Below are 23,929 nucleotides of genomic sequence, written 5' to 3' on the forward strand. Positions count from 1 at the left end.
TGAAGTAACAGTTTTTATATAAGAAATAATTAGGTAGTCAGAACGGAGATATTTGGGAGGAAACAAGCGAGATGAAAACATTTTTGAAAATAATAGGTGTTATAGCTGGTATGGCGGTAATTGGAGTAGGTTTAACATATGGTATGCTGCATTATTTAAATAATAGTAAACCAGCTGCGAAAAAGGCATCACCAGCTGCTCCAGCAGTAGAAGTATTAGCTGATAGTAACGTAAAAGCAGAAGATGCAAAGCTTTTAGAAAATGGAAATTATTCATTGCCGAATAGTGGTTTTAATAAAAATTTTAAATGGACAGATGAGAACATACAGACAGCATTACATGAAATGGCACATCAAAAAGCGAAAGCTGATCAAAAGTGGGGCTATATTTTTATTACACAAGAGCGGATTGAAAGCTTAATTGATATTGTAAAGAGTAATGATCTTGTACAGGGAAGTACATATGTAGAAATTTTAGAACGATGGAAACAAGGAAAATATGAAAAGGTTGATGGGGATCATAATAAGATTTGGAAATTACAAAGTGGGAATTTAGGAGAAGGAAAAGGAGTAATGTCGGAAGCTGAGCAAAAAGAATTAATTAATCAAGTGTTTATGAACAAAGGTACATATTCAGGTAGTAAATTAATTGCAGGTGGGGGACAGACTAATAAATAGTATACTAATTAATGAAAGAGAGTAATTGCTTATTAGGCAATTACTCTTTTTCTATGTACGTCTTAATATTTTAGTCTCGTTCAAGTAAGGAAAGGAACGATTGTAATACCGGGGAAATCCATCTAGATTTATGATAGATTACATAACTTTGAATAACTGTTGGAGTTTCGATAGGTTGAAAACATAGTTGTCCTTTTTGGCAACTTTCTTGTACAACGATATAAGGAAGAATTGAAATGCCTAACTCACACATAACGGATTGTTTAATGACTTCAACATTGGAAGTTTCAAATGTTTTAGCTGGAATATTTCCACTTTGACATAAAAAACGATCTACCATTGGCCTATAGCCGCAGCTTTGTTCTGTAAAAATGAACTGGGTGTCCTGTAATAACTGGAATGGATTTGTATGTGCAGCGGAATGATCTGGTAAAATCCATCCAAATATTTCATTACTCAAAGTACGCGTAATAAAATCATTATGTTCTATACTTTCTCCAATTATGAAGATAACGTCTGTTTCTCCTTCACGTAATTTTTGTAATGCTTGTTCATTTGTGTTTGTTTCAAGTACGATATTTACTTTCGGATTTTTCTGTTTGTAAGTACGTAATAATTGTGGTAATCGGTATACCGCTAATGATTCATTAGATGTAATACTTAATGTACCTTCTAAATAATCTGTATTTTGGGGGATTTCTTGCGCTTTTTCATATATTGAAAGTAATTCTAATGCATAAGGATGAAATTGATGACCTGCTTTTGTAAGTAGCACTTTTTTCCCTAACCGATCGAAAAGAGGAATATGTAAATCGTTCTCTAAAGCTTTCATATGTGCTGTAACAGTAGATTGCGCATAACCTAGCGCATGCGCAGCCTTAGAAAAATTACCATACTTCACAATGGCGCAAAATGTTTTAACATGTCTCATTTCCATAAGCGATCCCTCTTTTATTATCATGATTTGTGAATGATTATATCATGTATTTTAATTTTCCAAATGATTAAATTCTGTATAAAATGAAATTGTAGAAATATTCATTCAGGTAATATTGGAGGAGAAAAGATGATCAAAAAGGGCTATCATGTAGCTGTTGTTGGGGCTACAGGTGCGGTAGGACAAAAAATTATTGAACTGTTAGAGAATGAAATGAAGTTTAATATAGTTGAAGTTACATTGCTTTCGTCAAAACGATCCGCCGGTAAGAAAGTAAGATTCAAAGGACGAGAGATAATTATAAAAGAGGCAAAAACAACTAGCTTTGAAGGTGTAGATATTGCCTTTTTTAGCGCTGGGGGAGAAGTATCTAGACAATTTGTAACTCATGCAGTTTCTAGTGGTGCGATTGTAATTGATAACACAAGTGAGTACCGAATGGCGCAAGATGTACCGCTCGTTGTTCCGGAAGTGAATGCGCATACTTTAAAGCAGCATAAAGGTATCATTGCAGTTCCAAATTGTTCAGCATTACAGATGGTAACAGCACTTCAGCCGATTCGAAAATCATTCGGTTTAGAAAGAATTATCGTTTCAACATATCAAGCCGTATCGGGTTCTGGCATTCATGCGATTCATGAATTACAAGAGCAGGCTAAGTCTATGCTTGCTGGCGAAGAAGTGAAAAGTAATATATTACCGGCGAAAAAAGATAAAAAACATTACCCAATAGCGTTTAATGTACTGCCTCAAGTAGATATATTTACAGACAATGATTTTACTTTTGAAGAAGTAAAAATGATTCAAGAAACGAAGAAAATATTAGAAGATGAAAACCTGAAAATGGCAGCTACTTGTGTACGTGTTCCAGTTGTATCAGGGCATTCAGAATCGGTTTATATAGAACTGGAAAAAGAAGCAACCGTTACGGAAATTAAGGAAGTATTAATGGATGCACCAGGTGTTATTTTGCAGGATAACCCTAGTAAACAGCTGTATCCAATGCCATTATATGCAGAAGGGAAAATAGATACATTTGTCGGAAGAATACGTAAAGATCCTGATATGCCAAACGGATTCCACCTCTGGATTGTTTCTGATAACCTATTAAAAGGTGCGGCTTGGAATTCAGTTCAAATCGCAGAGACTTTAGTAGAAAAGGGAATACTTTAATCTAGTTTGAAAAACCGGGGAATCGATAATCATTTTCCGGTTTTTATCCCGCTATTTGCTGGGCAGTAAGACCCCCACTGATTAAAGCTTCACTTTATTTAATAATTGTTTTCTTTATTTCGCCCAACTTTAATTTAAATTAGTCGTTATTGAATTTTTATAAATATCTACTTTATGTGCAGTGAAGCGTAAGGTTTTGGATTCTGCATGAATTGTTAGGTTAATAATAATCGATAACGGCATTTCGACCGTTTTCACAATATCTTCTATAGCAATATACTCATTTTCTGCCTCGTTATTTTCAATGTCAATTTCACACATCATAGGGAATTTTTCACCATTATGTAAGAATAGTTCGCCTAGTACGATTGAACCGTTTAGCTCCTCTGTAAAATTAGTAGTTGCTGCTGGTTTTACCCATGTTTCGTCATGTTCTTCGTTTTCCTCTTCATCTATTGCCCATTCCCAAATGGGGTTTTGTTTTAGGTCTTCAATAGTTAATTCATCAATTGGTTTGCAATTGCTCATACATAAATCCTCCTTTTGCTTTGATAAATAAGTTTCTTAATCTCAAAAATTAGATGATTGCTTACGAGTAAGTTCAATATAGTATTTTGCTCATTTGATATTAAACTATTTTATTTTGAAGTAAAGCTTCTATAGCGATATTAACAAAAAAATAATTATTTAGTAAATAATTATTAGTGGAGGTTTTAAAGTGGCATGGAGTTAAGGTAGTAAAAAACATCAAGAATGAATGGGATTCATTTGGTACGATATGGATATGTTTAATAAGAGGGGGAATTTGATGTATCAAGTAAAGGGGTATTTTTCATCGCTCAAAGGAAGTCATTATGAAATTGGTAAGCAACAAGGTGAATTTGTGAAACAACATTCTTATCTTATTCCGCAATTTATAGAGCAAGAAAACTTAATATCGCATAACCATTGGACAGAATCTAGAAATATATTAAATCAATATTGTTCTGGAATTAATGAAGAAATTGAAGGTTTTTGTGAAGTGTTAAAAATTCCTTCAAAAAATATGATGTATTACTATCAAACACTATTGAAAGCAGGTTGTAGTCATTGTGCAGTATTACCTAAAAAGACAGATTCAACTCACACTTATGTATTAAGAAATTATGATTTGTCACCAGTAATAGATGATATGCGTTTTTGCTCGACGCATGTTGAAGGTGCGTATGCACATAGTGGCTTTTCTACTCAATATTTTGGTCGAACAGAAGGGGTTAACGAACATGGATTATCTGTTACATTTTCAGCATGTGGTCAACCAGTAGGAAACATTGCAGGTTTAAGAAAGCCAATGGTAAATGGTTTACAGTGTTTTGCGGTAATTCGATTGTTGTTGGAGAAATGTAAAAATGTGCAGGAAGCTAAATCACTAATAGAAGAAATACCAATTGCTAGTAATATTAATTTAATAGTAGCTGATCCTTTAAACGCAGCACATATTGAAATATTTGACGGTCATAAATCCACAACAACGATTGATGGTGACAACCAAGCTTTTATTGTATCAACAAACCATGCAGTTAGTTCATCAATTCAGAAATTAAATAATAGAAAATTAGAACAATCTACAAAGAGATATCATGTTTTACATGAGCATTTAAATGGATATGAACAAGTGAGCATAGAGTCTTTAAAAAAGTTAGTAGAAGAAGAATATCCTGATGGACTGACTGTACATAACTATGAAGAATGGTTTGGAACTTTACATTCTGTATTATTCGATTTACATGATCGTACAATGAAGATTTGTTTCGGATCACCACTTTTAAACGACTGGTACTCATTGAAAGTTGGAGGAAGTATGCCGTTTTCTGAGGTGAACGTGAACTTTAAAAATAAAACTTATACTGACTTTTGGAGGGAAGATAAGAATGAATTGATGCCTAAAAGATAAATGAGATAAGATGATAATGAAGAGAGTGCATTTACACTGGAGGGATTACCAATGCTAAAAGTTATGTTACTATTTGTTCTTATCTTTTTTCTTGTCATTGCGATGTATATTGCTTATCAAAAGAGAAAAAAATCTGGGATAAAAGGATTGAAAAGTGCGTTAACTTCTATTTGCTTCTTTTCACTCGCAATTTTAAATATGTTTGCATATTGGTTTCACTTTGGCGTTGCTTTTACTTGGTTATTTTCAATTGTATTATTGCTAGTTGGTGCATATTTTACTAAATATATTCCAATATCTAAAAAGGTACATTAAAATCTATAAGAGTTTAATATAATGTTTACTTTGTTTTGAAAAGAGATTATCCTATGAAACGGTTTCATAGGATAATCTCTTTTGTTTAGTTTTGGAAAGAACGTACTGTGCTTTTTAGTTGTTCAATAAATTCTTGAGTTGCAGCACACATATATTTATCTTTTCTATAAATTAACCCTATTTCAATTGTTGGAGTAGGGTTTTCTATTTTAATAGCTTGAATGTTATTATTTTGTAAAAAGTCTATATATGGTTTGGGTAACACTGTAATTCCCATTCCTTTGGAAACCATTTGGATTAAAGATTCCATCGTGCTAATTTCTAAAATTGGTCTTGGTTTAAAGTTGAATTTTTGACAATGAGATGTAATTAGTTCGGTTAAAAAGAAATTTTTAGGTAAAAGAATTAAAGGATAGTTCTGTAATTCAGCAATAGATACATGATTACGTTCAGCTAATCGATGACCAGTGGGCACGACTAATGTAAGATCGCTTTTGTATAGAGGGATAGAGATAATCTCTTTATCTTGCACCGGGAGAAATGTAATTCCAATATCTAGTTCGTTTCGTAATAATTTTTCACGAATATCTCCTGTGCGAAGCCCTAATACAGAAAGCTCTATATTGGGATATAAATTATTGAAATTTAAAATAGCTGGTGGTAGTAAATAATTTACGACGGTTAACAAAGCCCCTATTGTTAAGGAACCTTGCTGTAATCCGTTTAGATCTTGAATAGCTGAACGAGCTTGTTCGACTTCATGAAAAATGGTTTTACTATGTGATAATAAAATCTTCCCTGCTTCAGTTAAAGATATTTTTTTACCAATTCGATCGAAAAGTGGCATTCCTACTTCATGCTCTAATGCACGTATTTGTTGACTTAGAGAAGGCTGTGAAATATTTAATTTCTCAGCTGCTTTTGTGAAATGTAATTCTTTTGAAACAGCTAAAAAGTATTCAAGTTGTCGTAATTCGATTGGAATCACCTCAAGTATAATAATAGGTTATACCTATCATTATTATATAAATAATTGAATTGAACAATGATTTTAAAGGTTTTATAATCATCTTTATATAGCAGAGAGGGTTGTAAAAATTAATTGAGAGAAAATACATGTAACACCTTTAAAGGAGGAAATAGAATGGCTAATGAATATCAATTATTATCTTTAAATATAGGATTACCAAAAGAGGTTACATACGGTGGAAAGGTAGTTCATACAGGCATAAATAAGAAACAAGTAAAGGAACCGGTATATTTATCCTTTGTAAAATTTAATGGGGATGGACAAGCTGACTTAGTTCATCATGGAGGAGTAGATAAAGCAGTTTGTGTTTATACTGGTGATCACTATCCATACTGGGAAAAAGAATTGAATCAAGATCTTGTATATGGGGCTTTCGGAGAAAATATAACAGTTAGTGGTATGAGCGAAGAGGATGTTTGTATTGGTGATACATTTGAGCTAGGACAGGCAATCGTACAGGTAACACAACCAAGGCAACCTTGTTTTAAATTAGCAAAAAAATATAATATTCCAAAGTTACCACTATATTTTCAAGAAACAGGATATACAGGATTTTATTTTCGTGTATTAAAAGAAGGATGGGTATCATCAGTCGACACCTTAAAAAGACTACAGTCTGATCCAAAAGGTGTTTCAGTAGCATTCGCTAACCGTATTATGCATAAGGAAAAACAAAATATTGAAGGGGTAAAAAGGATATTAGAAGTAAATGCACTTTCAAATAGTTGGAGAAAGTCTTTTGAAAAGCGTATAAGTGGAGAAGAAATTAATACGAAGGAAAGACTTGAAGGGATAAAAGAATAAAAATATTTTATTATAAATAGTGTATTTCTATTAGTAAAAGCTAATTAGAAAGCGCTATTTTTATAAAATAAACTAATTAATATCCGAAAATCTTAATATTTTTTTATTCGACTTATTTTCAAATAGTCGAAACATAAAATTAATTAGACTTTTTTTCTATGTTTTATGATAGTATATTGATTGGTAAGACCTCTATTTTTAAGAGTAGGTCATATAAGTATATCTAATTTAATGGAATTTAACATTTGGAGGTACAACATGGGGAATGTTGAAAAATTGGCAAGTCTTCTAATAGAAGAACCGAAAAGAGAGCAGTTATTTCCTTTATTTGAAGAAGTGTTTGGAATTACAACTCAAACATTGAATGATTTTTCGGATAAAGGATATTGGGATGATACATATAAAGCTTTATCATTTTTACAAGAAGATAAAGTGATTGCAAATGTTGCGGCATTTTCACTCCCATTATTAATTAATGGTGAAAAAATAAATGCGGCGGGTATTCAATCAGTAATGACACACCCTAATTTCCGTAGACAAGGGCTAATGACACAATTAATGAGTAAAATGATAGAAGAAATTGATAAGAAATGTGAATGTGCATTATTGTTTACGGAAAAACCTGAACTATATACAGCATTTGGATTTAAAGTTGTGCAGGAATATTTGATGACTATACCATATGATAAAAATATTAATAATAACCATTCACTACTTAAAAAGTTAGATTTCTATAATATAGAGAATAGACAATTAATACATGAAACTATTGATAGTAGCCAAAGACTTTCAAATAGTTTTTCAACTTTAAACTTCCATCCTTCATTTTATTTGAATATGTATGATTCGGAATGGAATGAGAAATTGTATTATTCAGAGAAACTAGATGCTCTAATCGTTTATGAAGTAGACAATGAAAAGTTGAAATTATTTGGAGTATTTGCGCCAGTACTTCCGGTTTTAGATGAATTATGTGGAGAAATCAATGAAAGGTTTACGGAAATCGAATTTTATTTTTCACCGGATCAATTAGGGGTTGAGGATGTACAGTTTACAGAATTACAGTCTAGCAAGTATTTAATGGTTCGAAGTGATAAAGAGTTAGATTTTAAAGGTTATAAATTCCCAGTATTAGCGGAGTTTTAAATATTTGTATAAAGGTTTTATTATGGAGGAACTATGAATATATCATATATACCTAAACATGTTGAGCAGCTCACTATAATGAATGTCCCTGAATATTATAAAATTAATGACAAGCAGGCGTTTATTGTCCGTTCGAAAGCAGAAACAGATTTTTGGCTTAAAACACATTATGGTTTTGAAGTCATGAATGGTCATGTATTTTATAATGAAATGATGACAGACTTTCAAGCTGAAGTACAATTGTGTATGAATCCAAATTCAAAATACGATCAAGCAGGTCTTTTTGTTATGATTTCGGAAAAGTGTTGGTTGAAAACTTCATTAGAGTATATTCCAGATGGCCCTTCTCATTTAGGAGCTGTCGTAACGAATAATGGATATTCTGACTGGTCAACGCAAGATTATCCAACTGAAGCAGCTAAGCAACAACTTCGTTTTCGAATTATTCGAAAACGCGGTGATTATACAATATATGTGAAAAAGAGCCATCAATGGGAACGAATAAGAATCGCTCATTTAATGGAGGATATAGGGAATGAGCCTATTAAAATAGGTTTTTACACGTGTAGTCCTTCTAAAAATAAGGGATTTGAGACTGAGTTTTTAAATTTTACAATTGAAGAAATATAGATGAAAAAACCGTATTCTTTTCATTAAGAATGCGGTTTTTGTATTTACATAATATAAAGCACATTTATTGACCAGAAAGTCATTAATACTTATCATTTAATAATGTTAAATATTAATTTGCATAATATAATAAAAGTAATGAAGAAATTACAAAAAATATCAATTAAATAAGGAGGGATATGAATTATTCAGTGGTAATTTCATGGGAAAAGGAGATTATGTATGAAATCATTTCGTAAGTTATTACAGTATTTAAAACCATACATGTTCTTCGCTATTATTGGACCGCTATTTATGGTACTTGAGGTTGCGATGGACTTAATTCAACCGACTATTATGCAACATATCATTGATGTTGGGATTGCAAATCGGGATTTAAATTATGTAATAAAAATGGGGCTTCTTATGATAGGAGCAGCAGCACTCGGTTTAGTTGGAGGGCTTGGGTGTATGATGTATTCTACAAAAGCAGCTGTTAATTTCGCTACTGACATACGAAAAGATGTGTTTGCGAAAATAGAAACATTTTCTAGTAATAATCGTGATTCATTTGGAACAGGTAAATTATTAACGATCGTGACGAATGATATCACTTCCATTCAATCAGCAATGACAATGACATTACGTGTTCTCGTTCGTGGTCCGCTGTTATTTATGGGAAGTATAATTATTGTTTTTGTAACAGCAAGAGAGTTATTTCCAATATTACTTGTAGTTGTTCCGATTTTATTACTTGCGATTATTTTAATTGCAAGCAAAGCAAGTGGTACATTTAAAAAGGTGCAAGAGGCATTGGACAAAGTGAATACAAAGTTACAAGAAAATTTATCTGGTGTACGTGTTATAAAAGCGTATGTAAGACAAAAATATGAAATCGCTCAATTCGGAAGTGTAAATACAAATTTAACGAAGATAAATATTCGAGCTGTGCAACTTATTTCTTTAATGATGCCAATCATTATGCTAGTTGTAAGTGGCGGGATTGTCGCAACATTATGGATTGGTGGAGAAAAAGTATTCAATGGAACGCTTCAAGTAGGAGCGATTTTGGCATTTATTAATTACTTGAATATCATTTTAATGTCACTTATGTCGATTAGCATGGTATTTATTCAAATTGCGCGAGCTTTTCCATCTGCGGATCGTGTACAGCAAGTGTTAAATACCGAGGTTGATATTATAAGCGCAGCTAATGCAATCGAACCTGAGAAAATCGAGGGGGATATCGAATTTAAAAATGTTAGTTATAGCTATACGAAAAATAATGAATACGTTTTAAAAGATATTTCGTTTAGCATACAAAAAGGTGAAAAAGTAGGGATTATTGGATCAACTGGAAGTGGTAAATCTACCTTAGCGAAACTGTTACCACGTCTATATGATGTGGATCAAGGTGAAATATGTATAGATGGAATAGATGTTAAAACATATGATTTGCAAAAACTCCGTGCTTCAATAGGGTTTGTACCTCAGAAGGCTTTGTTGTTCTCAGGTAGTATAGAAGAGAATTTACGTTATGGTAAAGAAAATGCAACACATGATGAGCTGGAAGTAGCAGCTGCATCAGCTTGTGCGACTGAGTTTATTAATAAGCTGGAAGAATCTTATCAATATAATTTAACACAAGGTGCGACAAATCTATCAGGTGGACAAAAACAACGTGTATCAATTGCAAGGGCACTTGTGAGAAAACCACCGATTCTCATATTAGATGATTCTACATCAGCAGTTGATGCAAAATCAGAGGCTACTATTCAAACAGCTTTAAAAACAAAATATAAAGGCACAACGACTTTATTAATTGCGTCTAAAATTTCTTCCATAATGGATGCGGATAAAATACTTGTATTAGATAATGGTGAATTAGTTGGCAATGGTACACATGAACAATTGTTAGAACGAAGTGAGGTTTATCAGGAAATTTATCTTTCCCAAGGTGGTAATTTGCATAAAGAAGGTGGGGAAGAACATGCGTAATTTTCAAGGGCAATTTGCTAATAAAGGTGGACGAAACACACCAAAGATGGGAAAAGCTAAAAATGCCCAAGGAACTGTAATGCGGATATGGAACTATATGGGCTATCAAAAAGCTGCTCTAATGTTTGTTATATTTCTAGTCGTTGTTACTACTTTACTTGGATTATTAGGTCCCTATTTTATGGGAGTCATTATAGATCAATATATTGTACCGAAAGATTTAAGTGGTACAGCAAGAATGTGTATGTTACTTATCGCGATTTACGGTGTAACTGTACTTTTAACATGGTTACAAACATTTGTCATGATTAACGTTGCATTAAAAACAATTCAAAAAATACGACAAGATATTTTTGAGAAAATCCAAACGCTTTCTTTACGGTTCTTTGATGTGCGTTCTCAAGGTGATTTAATGAGCCGTGTGACAAATGATATAGATAATTTGAACCAAGCTTTGACACAAAGTGTTGTACAAATTATTTCATCAGCGCTAACTTTTATAGGTGTAACGATTGCGATGTTCGCCTTAAATTGGATTTTAGCAATTGTAACTTTAATTACAGTACCTATTATGTTTTACGTTACAAAAAAACTAGTTGCATATAGTGGTAAAAACTTTGCGAAGCGTCAAAAAGATTTAGGTGAATTAAATGGATTTATTGAGGAAGCAATTACAGGTGCGGATGTTACGACGTTGTATGGAAAAGAAAAAGAAACTGTACAAAATTTCAATAAAATTAATGAACAGCTAAGAGTTTCAGCTACGAAGGCTGATACATTTTCAGCTTTTATTTTTCCAAGTATGAACTTTATTAATAACTTAGGTATGGGGCTTGTCATTGGGACTGGATCAGTTATGGTCTTAAACGGAATGACAACAGTAGGTGTTATTGCGGCTTTTATTAATTATTCTCGTCAATTCTCAAGACCGTTAAGTCAATTTGCGACTTTAATGAATACAATTCAAGCGGCAGTTGCTGGTGGAGAACGTGTTTTTGAGATTATGGATGAGGTACCAGAAATTCAAAATAAAAAAGACGCATTTGTTGTACAAAATTTACAAGGGCATGTTGCACTTGAGAATGTTTCATTTGGCTATGCAGAGAATAAAACGATTTTAAAAGAAGTGAGTCTTAAAGCGCAGCCAGGAGAGACAATTGCTTTAGTTGGCCCGACTGGATCAGGGAAAACAACAATCATTAATTTGTTAACTCGCTTTTACGATATACAGCAAGGACAAATTCATATTGATGGAAAAGATATAAAAGATTATGATATTAATTCTTTACGAAGTAAAATAGGAGTAGTTTTACAGGATACGTATTTATTTGCTGGTTCGATTATGGATAATATCCGTTATGGACGCTTAGATGCTACTGATGAAGAAGTTATCACTGCAGCTAAGGCAGCATCTGCACATTCTTTTATTAAGCATTTGCCAAATCAATATGAAACAGAAATTGCTTCAGAAGGATCGAATTTAAGTCAAGGACAAAAACAACTTCTTGCGATTGCACGAGCAATTTTAGCAGATGCAGATATATTAATTCTCGATGAAGCGACATCTAATATTGACACAAGAACAGAATTACAAATACAAGCAGGGCTAAATAATTTAATGAGAGGTCGCACAAGTTTTGTGATCGCTCACCGACTTAAAACAATTGAAAAAGCAGATCAAATCCTTGTTATAAAGGATGGAAGAATTTTAGAAAGAGGGAATCATGAGTCTCTTATGGAAGATAGAGGGTTTTATTTTGATCTGTATACGAGTCAGTTTAAAATTTAATAAAAAAAATGAGGTTTCTCTAGAAAAGAGAAGCCTCATTTTTTTATTTGTAAACTTTATGAATTACTTTTCTAACCAAATTAATTATCCGACCTGAAAAATACTTATACTTGCAGATACATTTGTTAAAGAGCCACCATCACTATTTGAGAGAGTGATAGTACCTGCTGAAGAGGTGTTATTTATTAAAGTCAATGTTGAAGGAACAACTGTTACGGTAAAAGCAGCAGTACCTTGATTTATTGTATGTGGTGACCCCGTACCAAAACGTCCACCTGAAATTGGTGTACCATTTAGTTGGAGGGAGAATTGGTTTTCGCGAGAAGCTTGTAATTGAAACTCTGCTACATATGTTCCTAGTGTATTAATTATAATATTTCCAGTACCTGTGATGTGGCTAAGGGCAGTTCCTGTTATAGGTCCATTTGTGTTAAAAGTAACACTACTTCCTACTGCAATTGATTGGTTAGTAGTATCAAAAACATATAGATAGTTTGTTAATCCTACACTAGCCGCCCCGGTAGGCCCAGTGGAGCCAGTAGAACCAGTAGGCCCGGTGGAACCAGTGAAGCCAGTAGGCCCGGTGGAACCAGTGAAGCCAGTAGGCCCGGTGGAACCAGTGAAGCCAGTAGGCCCGGTGGAACCAGTGAAGCCAGTAGGCCCGGTGGAACCAGTGAAGCCAGTAGGCCCGATGGAACCAGTGAAACCAATGGAGCCAGTAGGTCCAGTGGAACCGGTAGCTCCAGTAGTCCCAGTGGAACCAGTAGGTCCAGTGGTCCAGTAGGTCCAGTGGAACCGGTAGCCCCGGTAGCTCCAGTAGCCCCGGTAGTCCCAGTAGCCCCAGTAGATCCAGTGGAACCAGTAGGTCCAGTAGGTCCAGTGGAACCGGTAGCTCCGGTAGCTCCAGTAGGTCCAGTGGAACCGGTAGCCCCGGTAGCCCCGGTAGCTCCAGTAGGTCCAGTGGAACCGGTAGCCCCGGTAGCCCCGGTAGCTCCAGTAGCCCCAGTAGCCCCGGTAGTCCCAGTGGAGCCAGTAAGTCCAGTGGAACCGGTAGCTCCAGTAGCCCCGGTAGCTCCAGTGGAACCAGTAGGTCCAGTAGGTCCGGTAGCTCCAGTAGAGCCAGTAGGTCCGGTGGAACCGGTAGAGCCAGTAGGTCCAGTAGGTCCGGTGGAACCGGTAGAGCCAGTGGAGCCAGTAAGTCCAGTGGAACCGGTAGAGCCAGTAGGTCCAGTGGAACCGGTAGCTCCAGTAGGAGAATGTGGGAGAATAATACGGTTAATATCTAAAAGTGAAAAGTTAATGAACATATCTTTGTTTTGATAATCTATCGAAATCACCTCACTAGCATGTTTAAAGAAATAGTAAAGTAATAATTTTTATAGGTATTTCATTTCTATATTATTAATGCAACTTATTTTGGAAACAGTAAATAGCTATTATGACTATAGGGTATTAATTTTTAACCTAAATTTTAATAAAACCTTTATTAAAGATAAAGAGCGCTTTTAAAGGCGCTCTGAGACAAGTTTCATGTTGAAAAAGGGAATGGAGGATATTATGTGCATACTGTTTTAGAATGTTGTAAATTTTTAATTAAAAATAAAAGGATCTTATAAAAATTTAAAATTTGTATTATTAGATAGTCACCATACAATAAAATATGCTTGTTTGATATAAATGTGTGTCAAATTTACCAAAATATATTTTGGCATGCATAAGAAAATTAAAATACTTTATTAGTAAATAATAGCGGCTTCAGTGACAGATGGTAGAAAGAGTTTATGTGGTATTGTAATAATTTCAAGCGCAATTTGCGCTGAATATAGGAGTATTTGAGTTAAATCTAAAGCGAGTGTTAAAAGTATTATGAAGCTTGTAAGAATTACAAAACTACCCCAAAAGAAACTTTTTGAAGTGTTGCGGAAATCTTTTATTAAGGAAAAGAAAGAAAAAGATGCGGTAACAATAAGAATGAAAATTTTATACTTATCAGACATTATAACCCTCCCAAAGAACAGTAATTTATATTATACTGTATTTTTCAATATTATTATAAAAAGATTTTAAAGTGAATAATAAGAAAAAAATAAAGCCATAACTTAAGACATTAGTTTAGGTTCTATTGTTTGAATACTTTGTTTTAGAAGGTATATAATCTGAAATTGAAAATTTTCCAAATGAATTGCCATTTTTTATTTCTAATCCAACATCAGGTACTCAATGAAATGGTATGAAAGATTATAGGCTGGTGATACGACATTAAATAAGAGGAATCTGCGCGCAGCAAGAGTCCTAGCTCAGATTTCTACTAGAGAAAAATATTTAGTTGGAGTTGATATGTTAATAAAAAACGGATGGATGTGGAAACTAAATATTCATGACATTAAGGATAAAGGTCAGGAAATATAATTTGGTATTCTGGGAATAACCGGAGGTCCGTAGTTAAAGTTGCATAGAATTTGTATTTTGTTTCTAATTTTTCAATTGTTGTTAAGTGATGAGAACCTAGTCCACGCTGTACACTATGTTGAGAAAGAGTCGGCCCAATTTGTAATTTTCGTTTTTTCATTGCATCGTTCCATGGACTATAAAAAAATTTAAAAATAAAAGCAGGTTCCATGTAAATGATATAAGGATAATGCGAACCATGTCTCCCGACTCTATAGTTCCCGTGCGAATTATTGTGAATTAATCTACCGTTAAGATATAGTTGGTTTGGATTAGGTTGAATTATTATGCCGTGATAACGTTGTTTAACAAGCGGAGAGCTATATCTTGGATTAGTGTAGCCATGAGTCGGTTCGTCAATCATCATAATCATTCTTATTGAAAACATATTGCCACCCATAGTGCTAAGTGATTTGAAAAATTGTTCTTTATTATAACAGCACAGGAATTCTGTCGTATTCAATACCATTTTCCATCCTGTAATTTCTCTTTCAATTTCCATAACTTCTTGATCAACTAAATAAGCATCAAATTCGAGTGATTTTGAGTTTCGTATTTCCCAATTAGGAGCGAATGTTTTACAGATTTCAACTGAACGATCAGTGGATCCACGATTAATAAGAATGCCATGATCAAATAGCTTTGTATGGTGCATTAACCACCATGGAAGTAAATATTCTTCATTGTAAAAATGAGAAATTAAAGTAGTCTTAATCAAAATCACCTCCGTATTTAACCTGCTTCTTATTTAATATGATATGGAAGGAAACCTATTGTTAGAAGGTTTCCTCTTAAAAGTTTTAAACCACATAGGGTATGTGGATGGATTAGTATATAAAGTAGTCTGATTGATAAAGAGTGGTATTAAAAAGTACAAAATCTAAAATGAGCATCGAATTAGTGTATAACGATTGAAACGGCACTGAAAACTAATAAAACAGCCATAATGATGTTGAATAATTGGTTATGTTTTACTAATATTTTTTGGAATATTGAACCAAATAAACTCCAACTAAATGTACTTAGTAAACCGACTATACCTAGAAATAATGAGAAAAGCAGAAAACTTGAATATGAATTGTAGTAGGGGAGTATGAAAGTCGATACTACAGTCAGTCCGAATAATATCCCTTTAGGATTAACGAATTGAAGAGAAATCCCCACAGTGAATAAGTTTTTATTATCTTTTTCAACGGGATTCGTACTGCTTTTACTAGTAAGTATTTTAATAGCTAAATATAACATATACGCTACACCTAAAATTTTTAAAGGGAATTCGATTATGGGTAAGATATTAAGTAGTACAACATTAAAGAAACTACATAAAGAAGTGAGGATGAAAAAACCAAAAGCTACTCCGAAGCAAAAGTTTATGCTTCTCTTTAATCCATGTTGATTTGCGTATGTCATAGCTAAGAAATTGTTAGGACCAGGTGTGAAGCTACTTATAAATACAAATAACAAAAAAGAAAATATAGGCATTTGAACCCCCCTAATTATTTTTGTATGTTATAATGACCGAAAAGAACAATATAACGTGCGCTTTTTATTATACATAACGGTCGTTATATTGTATATAGTGTGGGAGTGTTTTTTATGGAAGAAATTCAACTTATACTAGCGAAAAATTTAAAAACTATAAGAGAAAAAGAAAAATTAAGTTTGGAAAAAGTTTCCCAATTAACAGGTGTGAGTAAAACGATGATTGGACAAATTGAAAGAGGAGAATCAAGCCCGACACTAACAACAATATGGAAAATTGCAAATGGCTTGAAAGTTTCTTTTACCTCTTTAATCAACAATCCTCAGCCTGATACGAAAGTGATTTTAAGAAAAGATATTCAAGCATTGTCTGAAGACAATGGAAAATATAAAGTGTATCCTTCTTTTCCTTTTCAAGATGATAGACATTTTGAAATGTATACAGTAGAAATAGAAACAGAAGGGAAATTAAGTTCAGAAGGGCATAAAGAAGGCGCAGAAGAATTTATTACGGTATTTGAAGGTGAATTGACAGTAGAAGTGAATAACTGTCAATATACATTAAATAGTGGAGATTCAATTCGTTTTAAGGCCGATAGATCACACTCTTATTATAATTTAGGGGAATCTTTGACTCGATTAAGCATGACAATTTATTATCCAACTGCATAAGTTTACATTTATAGTAACAAAAGATAAAACCATCTTTAAGAGATGGTTTTTATTTTTTATTACTCACAAAAAAAGACACTCATCTGAGTGTCAACATAGTATTGCTCTCGCGTATAGGATTGGAGTACGTTTCTCAAATACGTATTGAGATGGTTCGTAAAAAAGAAACTGTCTTCATATTTAATGTAACATCGGTGGAAGTCAGTGTAAATTGATAATATATATACGGAAAATTTAGTATAGATAGTTTCTACTATGAATATAGTGCAATTTGTTCTTTAATGCGCCATCACTTTTATGAAATAATTGGGAGGTTCTTATCATGACAGACTTAGTATTTAATAATGTTTATTAGAAAAAGAATGAATCATTTTTAAATCGATTCGTATAATTGTTAGAGAGGCACCTGTTGAACCACCTCCAACCAAATTAACGATGTATAATACGCCGAATAATTGAAGTGAAATTGTAGTATCGGCAATTAAATTATTGTTATAATTTGAAGTTGATATAGCGGGAGAAAAAATAGAACCAGGAAGTGGAGTAGAAGCGTTTAATAGTGTTTTGTTCCAGCGAGTAGAGCAGTTGTCGTATTAACTTGATAGGTTAAATGATATCTTCTGGTTACAGGAATTGTAAATATATCGTTTGAGGCGTTAACTGTAAAATTACCGAGGCTTTGGTTATTAGAAAGAGGAATATTAGTTCCGCCTAATATCACAGTGATGGGATCACCTAATGTATTATTAGCGAACATAGAGTTTGTTGTAACTATTGACCCAGTATTTCTGGTAGGTTCAGTAAGTCTGTATGGAAGAATAATTTCAAGAGCCATTGATACTAGTTTTTCTATTCTTTTTTCATTTTTATCTTGAGTATAAATTACCTCATTTTTAAATTAGAATGCAATAAGTTTCGTGTTTTTGGAATGGAACTATCATTTTATTATATTAACAGGAGTTATAGCAACGGTAAAATGTTTAATAACTGTATGAATCATTTGGAAAGAAAAAAGAATAGTTATGAAAGCATTTCTTAATAATAGACTCATACTTATGTAAGTTAATTAAAAATATGTGGAATGAGGAATTAAATTGAAGCGGAATGATAAATTATCAATAAATAAAGGTAAGATAGAACCTGAGAATATTGGACCTACATTTTCAGCTCTTCCACCAATATATATTCCAACAGGAGCAACAGGAGCAACAGGAGCAACAGGAGCAACAGGAGCAACAGGAGCAACAGGAGCAACAGGAGCAACAGGAGCAACGGGAGCAACGGGAGTAACAGGAACAACGGGAGTAACGGGAGCAACAGGAGCAACAGGAGCAACAGGAGCAACAGGAGCAACGGGAGCAACAGGAGCAACAGGGACAACAGGAGCAACAGGAGCAACAGGAGCAACAGGAGCAACAGGGAAGTACGTGGAGACAACAGGAGCAACAGAAGCAACAGGAGCAACAGGAGCAACAGGAGCAACAGGGAGCAACAGGAGCAACAGGAGCAACAGGAGCAACAGGAGCAACAGGAGCAACAGGAGCAACAGAACAACAGTAACGGAGCAACGGGAGCAACAGGAACAACAGGAGTAACGGGAGCAACGGGAGCAACAGGAGCAACGGGAGCAACAGGAGCAACGGGTGTAACAGGAACAACGGGAGTAACGGGAGCAACAGGAGCAACGGGAGCAACAGGAGCAACAGGAATAACGGGAGTAACAGGTCCTACTGGGGGGATTGGCCCTATAACAACAACTAATTTGCTATATTACACTTTTTCAGATGGAGAGAAACTTATATATACAGATGCAGATGGCATAGCTCAATATGGTACAACGAATATACTATCACCTACTGAGGTTTCATATGTAAATTTGTTTATCAATGGAATTCTGCAACCACAACCATTCTATGAAGTTAGTACTGGTAAACTAACTTTATTGGATAACCAACCACCATCGCAAGGTTCTTCAATTATTTTACAATTTATTATTATTAATTAAAAAAGACAGATTCTTAATGTGAAAAGGAATCTGTCTTTTTTGTTCTGAATTACATTCGGTAACATTAAGTGACGATAAATTCAATTGTAATTGGAATTCCGCCGTCTAATGCATCCCCACCAGGAATTGTAATAGCACCAGTAGGACCAGTAGTAACACTGGAGTTCACGCTTGGTTGAAGAATACCGTTCACATATAAGTTGTAATACGTGAAAGTCGGAAAAGCGGTTGCAGTAGTACCCGCATCGTTTAAACAAGCTGTGGCAGCAATTGCAAAAGCTGCACCTGTACCTGTGCCGGCTCCTAGTGTAGATGTAAATCTTCTAGATGCCATAAATGGTTGAATGATAGGCAATTAATTTTCACTCCTTACAATATTTTATTAGAACGAAGTATAAAATAACTTGTCCACTATATTGTATGAGAGTTTTTTATAATAGAAACGGCTTCACCTTTATAAGGTGAGCCCAATTTTAGTAAGGAAATGTTCTTTATTTATATGAAAAAATGATGTTGTTACTTGCGGAATATATGTAAATCGTAAATTCGGTTTTTGTATTCAAATTAAAATGTGTCTTTGAACCTAAGAGATAAACGTGGAAAAATAAAATAAACTCTTAAGTTTAGGTATTTAATCTAAGCAGTCAATTATTAAAAACATATAATTAATATGTGAGTCATGAACATAATTAAATGACGTTTTCAAGTTTGATTATCATTCATGTTTCCTATTTTAAGAGAAACATATAACTCAACTACATTTTTCAATGGCATCTTTTATAGTACTTAGAATAGGAAAACACTCAACTATAAGAAAAGTAAGGAGGAAATAAATGAAACATAATGATTGTTTTGATCATAATAACTGCAATCCGATTGTTTTTTCAGCAGATTGTTGTAAAAATCCACAGTCAGTTCCTATTACTAGGGAACAATTAAGTCAATTAATTACTTTACTAAACTCATTAGTATCAGCTATTTCAGCATTTTTTGCAAATCCAAGTAATGCAAACAGATTAGTGTTACTCGATTTATTTAATCAATTTTTAATTTTCTTAAATTCCTTATTACCTTCCCCAGAAGTTAATTTTTTGAAACAATTAACTCAAAGTATTATAGTTTTATTACAATCTCCAGCACCTAATTTAGGACAATTGTCAACATTATTGCAACAATTTTATAGCGCCCTTGCACAATTCTTCTTCGCTTTAGATCTTATCCCTATATCCTGCAACTCAAATGTTGATTCTGCAACTTTACAACTTCTTTTTAATTTATTAATTCAATTAATCAATGCTACTCCAGGGGCGACAGGTCCAACAGGTCCAACAGGTCCAACGGGCCCAGCAGGAACCGGAGCAGGGCCAACGGGAGCAACAGGAGCAACAGGAGCAACAGGAGCAACAGGTCCAACAGGGGCAACGGGCTTAACAGGAGCAACTGGTGCAGCTGGTGGCGGAGCTATTATTCCATTTGCTTCAGGTACAACACCATCTGCGTTAGTTAACGCGTTAGTAGCTAATACAGGAACTCTTCTTGGATTTGGATTTAGTCAGCCTGGTGTAGCATTAACAGGTGGAACTAGTATCACATTAGCATTAGGTGTAGGTGATTATGCATTTGTAGCACCACGTGCAGGAACTATCACGTCATTAGCAGGTTTCTTTAGTGCAACAGCTGCATTAGCTCCAATATCACCTGTTCAAGTGCAAATACAAATATTAACTGCACCTGCAGCAAGCAATACGTTTACAGTACAAGGCGCACCTCTTTTATTAACACCAGCATTTGCCGCAATAGCGATTGGTTCTACAGCATCAGGTATCATAGCTGAAGCTATTCCAGTAGCTGCTGGAGATAAAATACTACTGTATGTTTCATTAACAGCAGCAAGTCCAATAGCTGCAGTTGCTGGATTTGTAAGTGCAGGTATTAATATCGTTTAATTTGTTACAATGTTTAGTAGGAAATTAAACAGGGGTTTGTATATAGTCCTTCCTAATAAATTTAGGAAGGACTATATTTTTTGGGGAAATAAGTAATAAATCAATTGAACAATTACTCTTTGTTAAGTTCGTATAAAAAAGTATAATTTACCCTTTCTCATTTTAGTAATAAGTTATGTAACTTTAAAAATTTCCGGTCAGTAAAAAAAGATGAATTCTTTTAAAAAAGAATTCATCCATAAAATAAACTATTTATTTTTATTACAGTTACATCCTTTTTTCTTTACATAGCCTTGCTCGGCTAATTCTCTTTGCGATTGGGAATTGGAAGATTGAGAATTGGAAGATTGAGAGGATGCTGAAGAGCTACTATTTTTATTATAAGAGTAGTTTTTTCGATAGTTATAATTACTCATAGTACTATCACCTCCAATTTAATATATAAATATTATATGTATGTACACTATCAATTGTTACTATTTTTAATAGGAAGAGAAGATACAATAAAAAAATCTCCTCGGTATTTTCCTAGGAGATAAATGATGATTCTTTTGAAAATTTACAAATTAATAGCCCCAGTAAAGAGGAAAGTAATAAGAATCTTGGTGATACAGATTATGTTGTTGAGCGAGGGGCTGGGTTGGATAATTTTTCATTTCACGGTTTTGATTGCAGTTTGCCGGAGGACCAATTACAGTAGTTGATTGAATAGGGGAAACCGCTTGTTTCCATTGTTGTTCATTGAGACAGTAAGTATGGGCCATCATATGAGCTGGAGTTAACCTTAAAATGTCAGAACCGAAAATAACTTCTGGAGTTGGAGCATTGAAAATAGCTAATAAATGAGTATTATTTGCTGTAGCAATTTCGTAATGCCACCACGCTTGTGGAATGTTGGCAACTTGCCCGGGTTTTATCGGTAAGTTTAATATTTGATTCGTAAATGGATTAAGTAAAGAAACAACAGCAGACCCTGAAATACAATAAACAAGTTCAGCTGCATTTTGATGAATATGTGGTTCTACAACATTTCCTGTACTTAAATAAATATCTAATAAAGAAGTATTTTCTAAAGTATTTAATTGTTTAATACCAAGTACATTTATATAATTTTGGGCATCTTTCCGAAAAAAATTACTTTTATTTACATCATAAGTAAAATTGGTTGTGGGGGAGGTATAGTCGATGTTGGCAGTCAATTGTATTACCCGCCTTTCTATAGGTAAGTTAGGTTACAAAATTAGGATATGTGTCTAGTCTTTGTTTTGTGCTGTTGTCGGTAGCTTAATAAATTCACTTATTCCATAAAGAATAAGGTGTTAAGACCAAACTATATTCGTATTCCCATTCATACTTTGGATTGATGGAAAAAAGTAATGAAAATGTTAATTTAAAATTACATCAATCATTTATAAGGAGTGAATGTTCATGTCATTTAGTGAAATGATTAGAAATGAAGTACTCAGCTGGGCGGGTGTTTCTGAAAAACCGCATCGATTTGGTGGTATTGAAATAAATTATGGCAAGAAAGAACTTGGCCATCTTCATGGTGATAAATTAGCTGATTTACCATTTCCGAAGTTAAAGCGAGATGAATTAGTGAAGCAAGGCTTGGTAAAACCACATCACGTATTACCTGAATCAGGATGGATCAGTTATTATTTAAAGAGTGAAGAGGATATTCCATTTGCAATTGAGTTATTTCGTATGCAATATGATCGAATTAAAAAGTAATGAAATAAAGTAGGATAATAAAAATTTATTTTTATGTCACATCCCTCCTTAATCGTTCGTCTTGTATGTAGAACGATTAAGGAGGGATTTTATTATGAATACATTTGATATAGCAATTGTTGGCGGTGGGCTTGCTGGATTAACAGCATCTATATATTTAGCGAAAGCTGGAAGGAAAGTGATTGTATTAGAAAAGTCCAGTCAATTCGGTGGCCGAGGGATGACTACAAATAAAAATGGAATCTGCATGAATCTTGGTGCACATGCTTTATATAGAGGCGGGGCAGCGTTTATAACTTTTAATGAGCTTGGTATGACTCTTCCAGGTGGAATACCATCTACAAAAGCACATGGAATATGGAAAGGGGATATATTCACTATCCCAACAGATTTTTACTCAATTTTATCAACACCACTACTTTCTTGGTCTGCAAAAGTACAATTCTCACGTCTTATGATTCGTTTAGGAAATTTAGATGTAGGAGAAGTTCCGAAAATGAGTCTAACTACATGGGCAGAAAATGAAATAAAAGATCCAATGGTTCGCAATATATTTTATGCGCTATGCCGAACAACAACATATACGTTTGTTCTTTGGGATTGCACAACGATTGACAGAAGAGTACACTGTTGATTTCAAAATGGTCAATGGTATACCAGGAGTTATAGTTACAATAAACAATAAAGTAACTTATGTTCTTTCGTTTGCATTTGAGGATGAGAAAATTTCAAATATTTATATGATGGTTAACCCTGAAAAACTTATGCATTTAAATGTAAAAATATAAAAAAGCGCATTTCTTCAGAAATGCGTTTTTTATTATTTTTCCAACATTTCAAGAGGTACATCTTTTTCGCCAGCTACCTCAAATTTAATTTCCCCGTCTTCTTCATAAATACGTGTAATAATCGGTATAGTAATCATTAATTTTTTATGCTGCTTTCGTTTTCGAGCAGCATCTAAGCTAATCACGTTCATTTGTAAGCATCCTTTCTTCTGGAAATATATAAACAAAGAAAATGCGTCCGAAAAGGGCGCTTAATTGAATTTGAAATACCGATTCATTTAAATGGGGTTTATATAATTTAATAACTGCAATTTTAATATGAAATAATATGAATGGAATAATTGCACGTAGAAATTAACTTTACCAAAAAACGAAACAATATGCTATAAAAAAATTCAAATCTTTGTCATATAATAGGAAAAAGGTCTTTGTTTCGCATATAA

The 23,929-nt window shown here is 33.7% G+C and carries 23 protein-coding genes and 4 pseudogenes; 17 read left to right on the plus strand and 10 right to left on the minus strand.

The window, feature by feature from the left end:
- Nucleotides 1-71: 71 nt before the first annotated feature.
- Nucleotides 72-677 carry a PRK06770 family protein gene (locus tag DN407_RS11335; RefSeq protein WP_000846982.1) on the plus strand — a complete coding sequence of 202 codons (606 nt, stop codon included), beginning with the start codon at nucleotides 72-74 and terminating at the stop codon, nucleotides 675-677.
- A 70-nt stretch (nucleotides 678-747) separates the two neighbouring features.
- Here the strand turns inward: DN407_RS11335 and DN407_RS11340 are convergent, their stop codons facing one another.
- On the minus strand, nucleotides 748-1,614 hold the full coding sequence (locus DN407_RS11340; protein WP_000425894.1) for a LysR family transcriptional regulator: 867 nt from the start codon (nucleotides 1,612-1,614) through the stop codon (nucleotides 748-750).
- Nucleotides 1,615-1,743: 129 nt separating this feature from the next.
- On the opposite strand from DN407_RS11340, the gene DN407_RS11345 reads away from it, so the two are divergent.
- Nucleotides 1,744-2,787: an aspartate-semialdehyde dehydrogenase gene (locus DN407_RS11345; RefSeq protein WP_000591702.1), complete on the plus strand. Its 1,044-nt coding sequence runs from the start codon at nucleotides 1,744-1,746 to the stop codon at nucleotides 2,785-2,787.
- A 129-nt stretch (nucleotides 2,788-2,916) separates the two neighbouring features.
- Here DN407_RS11345 and DN407_RS11350 read toward each other — a convergent pair whose 3' ends face one another.
- A complete protein-coding gene (locus tag DN407_RS11350; protein ID WP_149216256.1) occupies nucleotides 2,917-3,315 on the minus strand; it encodes a hypothetical protein in 399 nt (132 codons plus the stop codon).
- Nucleotides 3,316-3,595: 280 nt separating this feature from the next.
- On the opposite strand from DN407_RS11350, the gene DN407_RS11355 reads away from it, so the two are divergent.
- Both DN407_RS11355 and DN407_RS11360 read left to right on the plus strand, forming a co-directional pair.
- Nucleotides 3,596-4,720, plus strand: coding sequence for a C45 family autoproteolytic acyltransferase/hydrolase (locus DN407_RS11355; protein WP_044584451.1), 1,125 nt, complete (start codon nucleotides 3,596-3,598; stop codon nucleotides 4,718-4,720).
- Between the two features lie 51 nt (nucleotides 4,721-4,771).
- The gene (locus DN407_RS11360; RefSeq protein ID WP_149216257.1) at nucleotides 4,772-5,035 is read left to right on the plus strand and encodes a hypothetical protein; all 264 of its coding nucleotides are present in this window, start codon (nucleotides 4,772-4,774) and stop codon (nucleotides 5,033-5,035) included.
- Nucleotides 5,036-5,120: 85 nt separating this feature from the next.
- Here the strand turns inward: DN407_RS11360 and DN407_RS11365 are convergent, their stop codons facing one another.
- Nucleotides 5,121-6,023 (minus strand): LysR family transcriptional regulator, encoded by a 903-nt coding sequence (locus tag DN407_RS11365; RefSeq protein ID WP_097797608.1) that lies wholly within the window; start codon nucleotides 6,021-6,023, stop codon nucleotides 5,121-5,123.
- Nucleotides 6,024-6,179: 156 nt separating this feature from the next.
- Between DN407_RS11365 and DN407_RS11370 the strand changes: the two genes are divergently transcribed.
- The 7 genes from DN407_RS11370 (at nucleotide 6,180) to DN407_RS31605 (ending at nucleotide 13,731) form a co-directional block, all read left to right on the plus strand.
- Nucleotides 6,180-6,869 carry an MOSC domain-containing protein gene (locus DN407_RS11370; RefSeq protein ID WP_001263003.1) on the plus strand — a complete coding sequence of 230 codons (690 nt, stop codon included), beginning with the start codon at nucleotides 6,180-6,182 and terminating at the stop codon, nucleotides 6,867-6,869.
- A 258-nt stretch (nucleotides 6,870-7,127) separates the two neighbouring features.
- Nucleotides 7,128-8,015 carry a GNAT family N-acetyltransferase gene (locus tag DN407_RS11375; protein WP_000528676.1) on the plus strand — a complete coding sequence of 296 codons (888 nt, stop codon included), beginning with the start codon at nucleotides 7,128-7,130 and terminating at the stop codon, nucleotides 8,013-8,015.
- A gap of 33 nt (nucleotides 8,016-8,048) precedes the next feature.
- Nucleotides 8,049-8,645 (plus strand): DUF1349 domain-containing protein, encoded by a 597-nt coding sequence (locus tag DN407_RS11380; RefSeq protein WP_149216258.1) that lies wholly within the window; start codon nucleotides 8,049-8,051, stop codon nucleotides 8,643-8,645.
- Nucleotides 8,646-8,867: 222 nt separating this feature from the next.
- Nucleotides 8,868-10,622 carry an ABC transporter ATP-binding protein gene (locus DN407_RS11385; protein ID WP_149216259.1) on the plus strand — a complete coding sequence of 585 codons (1,755 nt, stop codon included), beginning with the start codon at nucleotides 8,868-8,870 and terminating at the stop codon, nucleotides 10,620-10,622.
- Nucleotides 10,615-12,411, plus strand: coding sequence for an ABC transporter ATP-binding protein (locus tag DN407_RS11390; protein ID WP_001243556.1), 1,797 nt, complete (start codon nucleotides 10,615-10,617; stop codon nucleotides 12,409-12,411). The genes DN407_RS11385 and DN407_RS11390 overlap by 8 nt, the downstream gene beginning before the upstream one ends.
- Nucleotides 12,412-12,940: 529 nt before the next feature.
- The gene (locus tag DN407_RS31965; protein ID WP_218954580.1) at nucleotides 12,941-13,195 is read left to right on the plus strand and encodes a DUF4573 domain-containing protein; all 255 of its coding nucleotides are present in this window, start codon (nucleotides 12,941-12,943) and stop codon (nucleotides 13,193-13,195) included.
- A 5-nt stretch (nucleotides 13,196-13,200) separates the two neighbouring features.
- Entirely contained in the window at nucleotides 13,201-13,731 is a 531-nt protein-coding gene (locus tag DN407_RS31605) for a DUF4573 domain-containing protein (RefSeq protein WP_179955814.1), read from the plus strand.
- A 416-nt stretch (nucleotides 13,732-14,147) separates the two neighbouring features.
- Here the strand turns inward: DN407_RS31605 and DN407_RS11400 are convergent, their stop codons facing one another.
- The 3 genes from DN407_RS11400 to DN407_RS11410 all read right to left on the minus strand — a co-directional run bounded on the left by DN407_RS11400 (nucleotide 14,148) and on the right by DN407_RS11410 (nucleotide 16,341).
- The gene (locus tag DN407_RS11400) at nucleotides 14,148-14,408 is read right to left on the minus strand and encodes a hypothetical protein (RefSeq protein WP_001281135.1); all 261 of its coding nucleotides are present in this window, start codon (nucleotides 14,406-14,408) and stop codon (nucleotides 14,148-14,150) included.
- A gap of 386 nt (nucleotides 14,409-14,794) precedes the next feature.
- Complete coding sequence (locus DN407_RS11405; RefSeq protein ID WP_149216260.1) at nucleotides 14,795-15,577, minus strand: glycosyltransferase family 2 protein; 783 nt, start codon at nucleotides 15,575-15,577, stop codon at nucleotides 14,795-14,797.
- A 179-nt stretch (nucleotides 15,578-15,756) separates the two neighbouring features.
- Nucleotides 15,757-16,341 carry a LysE family translocator gene (locus DN407_RS11410; RefSeq protein ID WP_001121281.1) on the minus strand — a complete coding sequence of 195 codons (585 nt, stop codon included), beginning with the start codon at nucleotides 16,339-16,341 and terminating at the stop codon, nucleotides 15,757-15,759.
- A 114-nt stretch (nucleotides 16,342-16,455) separates the two neighbouring features.
- Between DN407_RS11410 and DN407_RS11415 the strand changes: the two genes are divergently transcribed.
- Entirely contained in the window at nucleotides 16,456-17,013 is a 558-nt protein-coding gene (locus tag DN407_RS11415; RefSeq protein ID WP_000391308.1) for a helix-turn-helix domain-containing protein, read from the plus strand.
- Nucleotides 17,014-17,351: 338 nt separating this feature from the next.
- Here the strand turns inward: DN407_RS11415 and DN407_RS11420 are convergent.
- Nucleotides 17,352-17,848, minus strand: a pseudogene (locus DN407_RS11420) (BclA C-terminal domain-containing protein).
- Between the two features lie 259 nt (nucleotides 17,849-18,107).
- Here DN407_RS11420 and DN407_RS32925 point away from each other — a divergent pair.
- Nucleotides 18,108-19,018: pseudogene (locus DN407_RS32925) on the plus strand (DUF4183 domain-containing protein).
- Nucleotides 19,019-19,082: 64 nt separating this feature from the next.
- On the opposite strand, the gene DN407_RS11430 reads toward DN407_RS32925, so the two are convergent.
- The gene (locus DN407_RS11430; protein ID WP_001121647.1) at nucleotides 19,083-19,373 is read right to left on the minus strand and encodes a DUF4183 domain-containing protein; all 291 of its coding nucleotides are present in this window, start codon (nucleotides 19,371-19,373) and stop codon (nucleotides 19,083-19,085) included.
- Nucleotides 19,374-19,851: 478 nt separating this feature from the next.
- Between DN407_RS11430 and DN407_RS11435 the strand changes: the two genes are divergently transcribed.
- On the plus strand, nucleotides 19,852-20,964 hold the full coding sequence (locus DN407_RS11435; RefSeq protein ID WP_098518585.1) for an exosporium glycoprotein BclB-related protein: 1,113 nt from the start codon (nucleotides 19,852-19,854) through the stop codon (nucleotides 20,962-20,964).
- A 566-nt stretch (nucleotides 20,965-21,530) separates the two neighbouring features.
- On the opposite strand, the gene DN407_RS11440 is transcribed toward DN407_RS11435, so the two are convergent.
- Nucleotides 21,531-22,163: a cupin domain-containing protein gene (locus tag DN407_RS11440; RefSeq protein WP_000126334.1), complete on the minus strand. Its 633-nt coding sequence runs from the start codon at nucleotides 22,161-22,163 to the stop codon at nucleotides 21,531-21,533.
- Between the two features lie 229 nt (nucleotides 22,164-22,392).
- Between DN407_RS11440 and DN407_RS11445 the strand changes: the two genes are divergently transcribed.
- The 3 genes and pseudogenes from DN407_RS11445 to DN407_RS11455 form a co-directional block, all read left to right on the plus strand.
- Complete coding sequence (locus tag DN407_RS11445; RefSeq protein WP_000010319.1) at nucleotides 22,393-22,698, plus strand: luciferase domain-containing protein; 306 nt, start codon at nucleotides 22,393-22,395, stop codon at nucleotides 22,696-22,698.
- Nucleotides 22,699-22,792: 94 nt separating this feature from the next.
- Nucleotides 22,793-23,287 (plus strand): annotated as a pseudogene (locus DN407_RS11450) (FAD-dependent oxidoreductase); the annotation flags it as partial.
- Nucleotides 23,277-23,486 (plus strand): annotated as a pseudogene (locus DN407_RS11455) (RNA polymerase sigma factor SigJ); the annotation flags it as partial. The pseudogenes DN407_RS11450 and DN407_RS11455, both read left to right, overlap by 11 nt.
- Before the next feature lie 32 nt (nucleotides 23,487-23,518).
- Here the strand turns inward: DN407_RS11455 and DN407_RS31610 are convergent.
- Nucleotides 23,519-23,677: a hypothetical protein gene (locus DN407_RS31610; protein WP_001100984.1), complete on the minus strand. Its 159-nt coding sequence runs from the start codon at nucleotides 23,675-23,677 to the stop codon at nucleotides 23,519-23,521.
- Between the last annotated feature and the right edge of the window lie 252 nt (nucleotides 23,678-23,929).

The organism is Bacillus sp. JAS24-2, assembly GCF_008274905.1.
GTDB lineage: Bacteria > Bacillota > Bacilli > Bacillales > Bacillaceae_G > Bacillus_A > Bacillus_A cereus.